Consider the following 2,881-nt stretch of genomic DNA (forward strand, 5'->3'; position numbering starts at 1 on the left):
CGGCTGACCGTCCTCGCCGGCCGTGCCGAGTACCGCGCGGTCGCCGAGGCTATGCAGATGCCGCGCGGCAGCGTGGGGCCCACCAGGGGCCGCTGCCTCGACTCGATGCGCGATCTGCTCGCAGGAGGGCGGGGCGAACGGCCGGTCGCCGCGGGGCGGCGGGCTCGATTGCCGGGCCCGGCGCCCGGGGCCTCCCGGACCGGGGCCGGCGTTCGCGATCTTTCCGCCCGGCGGCGCACGGTGCCCGGGGACGACGCCGTCCGGGTGCAGGACCGCTCCTGCTTCGTCTATGTGGCCGGGGACGATCACGCGGCAGCGCGACGACTCGCAGAGGCGCTCACGGACTTGCTCGCGCAAGAGGGCATCGACGCCGTCCCGGACGGGCCTCCGGTGATCTCGTCCTGGATGCAGCGGTTCACGTTCAAGGTGAAGCGCACGGCGTCCCGGTCGGAAGTCAAGCAGCGGCTGCAGAAGGTCGAGCACGCGGTCGAAGTCGTCGCCTTGCAGAAACCGATGAGCGAGGTCAACGCGCAGCACGCCGACGCGGTGCAAAAGCTGTTCGCCGCGGCAGCCGGGTGCGACAACTTCGTCGCGCTCGTCGGCTCTCTGCTGGTGGCGAAGCAGACCGACGAAGCAGGCCGGGTCAACTCCTTCTCCCAGACCCTCTCGGTCGCGCAAGTTCGCGCGCTCGAACAGAACCAGCATTTGCTGAAGTCGCCCCGCGACTTGCTGGCGAATCTGGAAGCGCTCTCCTGCACTGAGGACGACGACACCAAGCGCATCGAGGAAGCCTGACCGGCGTTCGGACGGAGGGGAGCAACCCCTCACGCCTGCCGGAGCACGTTCGTCAGCGTATGCGCCTCCTTGAGCAGCAACGCACCCAGCTCGGCCCGCCGCTCCTCCCGGAACCGCGACTCCACCCCGGTCAACGTCAACGCCCACGCGGGCTCCCCGGCCGGGGCGAACACGGCAGCCGCCATCCCCCAGCTCCCCTCGACCACCAGCCCGGGGTTGGTCGAGTACCCGTCCTCCCGCGTCCGCGCGATCCGGGCCCGCACGTCCTCCGCCCGGTGCGCCGGGCCCCATTCGCCGGTCAGGTCCACTGTGGACAGATACTCCTCGACCTCCCGGTCCGGCAGCATCGACAGCACCACCAGCCCCGCCGACACCACGCCCAGCGGGAACCGCGCGCCCTCGTACAGCACGAACGACCGGATCGGGAAGTCGCCGTCCTCGCGCAGCAGGCAGACCGTCTCGTTGCCGCGGCGGGCGGAGAAGAACGCGCTTTCCCCGGTCGCGGCGGCCAGCCGGTGGACGCTCGCGCGCGCCTGTTGCGTCACGTCGTAGCGCGGCGCGGCGGCCTCGCCCAGCAGGTACAGCTCCGGGCCCAGGTACCAGCGGCCGCTCTGCCGATCGCGGTCGACGTAGCCCTCGGCGGCCAGCGACGCGAGCAGCCGGTGCACCGTCGGCCGGGCCAGGCCGCACTGGCGCGCGAGCTGCGAGGTCGACGCTCCGTCGCGGTAGGTGGACAATGCGCGCAGGACCGCGGACACCCGTCCGACTACGTGGTCAGGAGGCGAGGTGGGCACGGGTTCGAGGGTACGTCCGCTCAGTGGACGCATCGGGCGCGGGTGTTCGGTGCGCGAGAGGTTTGCCGGGGATCCCGGCGTGTCGGTTGACCCGTTTCGCCTGCGCTGGGTTGTATGCGGGGACTGACCACTCACCGAACGAAGTGGAGAGGATGCCGTGCCGACGAAGTACCGCAGCGCCGCGGAGGCCCTCGACGGGCTGCTCGAGGACGGGCTGACGATCGCGGTCGGGGGCTTCGGCCTCACCGGGAACCCGAACGACCTCATCGAGGCGGTCCGGGACTCGGGCGTGCGCGATCTGACGATCGTCTCGAACAACATGGGAGTCGACGGGGCCGGGCTCGGCATTCTGCTCGACAACCGGCAGGTGCGCCGGGTCGTGGCGTCGTACGTGGGCGAGAACAAGCTGTTCGCGCAGCAGTACCTCGACGGGACCGTCGAGGTCGAGTTCACCCCGCAGGGGACGCTCGCCGAGCGGATGCGGGCCGGCGGCGCGGGGATCCCGGCGTTCTACACCAAGTCCGGGGTCGGCACGCCGATCGCCGAGGGCAAGCCGCACGCCGAGTTCGACGGGGTCACCTACGTGCAGGAGCGCGGGATCGTCGCCGACCTTTCGCTGGTGCACGCGTATGTCGCGGACCCGGCCGGCAACCTGATCTACCGGTACGCCTCGCGGAACTTCAACCCGCTCGTCGCGACGTGCGGGAAGGTGACGATCGCCGAGGCCGAGCAGGTCTCGGAGGAGTACCTGGATCCGGAGCGGATCACCACGCCGGGGATTTACGTGCAGCGGTTGATCCAGGCGACTGCGCGGGAAAAGCAGATCGAGAAGCGGACCGTGCGCGTGCGTGAGGAGGCGTCGGCGTGAGCTGGAACCGGGACGACATGGCCACGATCGGGGCTCGCGAACTGCGGGACGGCGATTACGTGAATCTCGGGATCGGGATTCCTACGCAGGTTGCCAATCATATTCCGGACGGTGTGCAGGTTACGTTACACAGCGAGAACGGGATTCTTGGGCTGGGGCCGTTTCCTTGGGAGGGCGAGGAAGACCCTGACCTGGTGAATGCTGGCAAGCAGACTGTTACGTTGCAGCCTGGGGCCAGTTTGTTCGATTCCGCTGAGTCGTTCGCGATGATCCGCGGTGGGCACATTGACCTGGCGTTGTTGGGGGCGTTGCAGGTCGGGGCCAATGGGGATTTGGCTAACTGGACTGTGCCTGGGGCCCTGGTCAAGGGGATGGGCGGGGCGATGGATCTTGTCGCCGGGGCTCGTCGGGTGGTGATCATTAC

Annotated in this window: 3 protein-coding genes and 1 pseudogene; 3 read left to right on the forward strand and 1 reads right to left on the reverse strand. The window is 69.5% G+C overall.

Annotated features, from left to right (window positions below; genetic code table 11):
* Positions 1-141, forward strand: a pseudogene (locus D0D37_RS46105) (RNA polymerase sigma factor); the annotation flags it as partial.
* 683 nt (positions 142-824) lie between these two features.
* On the opposite strand, the gene D0D37_RS46110 reads toward D0D37_RS46105, so the two are convergent.
* On the reverse strand, positions 825-1,589 hold the full coding sequence (locus D0D37_RS46110; RefSeq protein WP_244223922.1) for an IclR family transcriptional regulator: 765 nt from the start codon (positions 1,587-1,589) through the stop codon (positions 825-827).
* Between the two features lie 157 nt (positions 1,590-1,746).
* Here D0D37_RS46110 and D0D37_RS46115 point away from each other — a divergent pair, with 157 nt between their 5' ends.
* Together D0D37_RS46115 and D0D37_RS46120 are read left to right on the forward strand one after the other, a co-directional pair.
* Positions 1,747-2,457, forward strand: coding sequence for a CoA transferase subunit A (locus tag D0D37_RS46115; protein WP_116206870.1), 711 nt, complete (start codon positions 1,747-1,749; stop codon positions 2,455-2,457).
* Positions 2,454-2,881: CoA-transferase (locus D0D37_RS46120; RefSeq protein WP_116206871.1), on the forward strand; the 428-nt coding region annotated here is incomplete at its 3' end. The genes D0D37_RS46115 and D0D37_RS46120, both read left to right, overlap by 4 nt.

This window comes from Amycolatopsis circi (genome assembly GCF_003385235.1).
GTDB lineage: Bacteria > Actinomycetota > Actinomycetes > Mycobacteriales > Pseudonocardiaceae > Amycolatopsis > Amycolatopsis circi.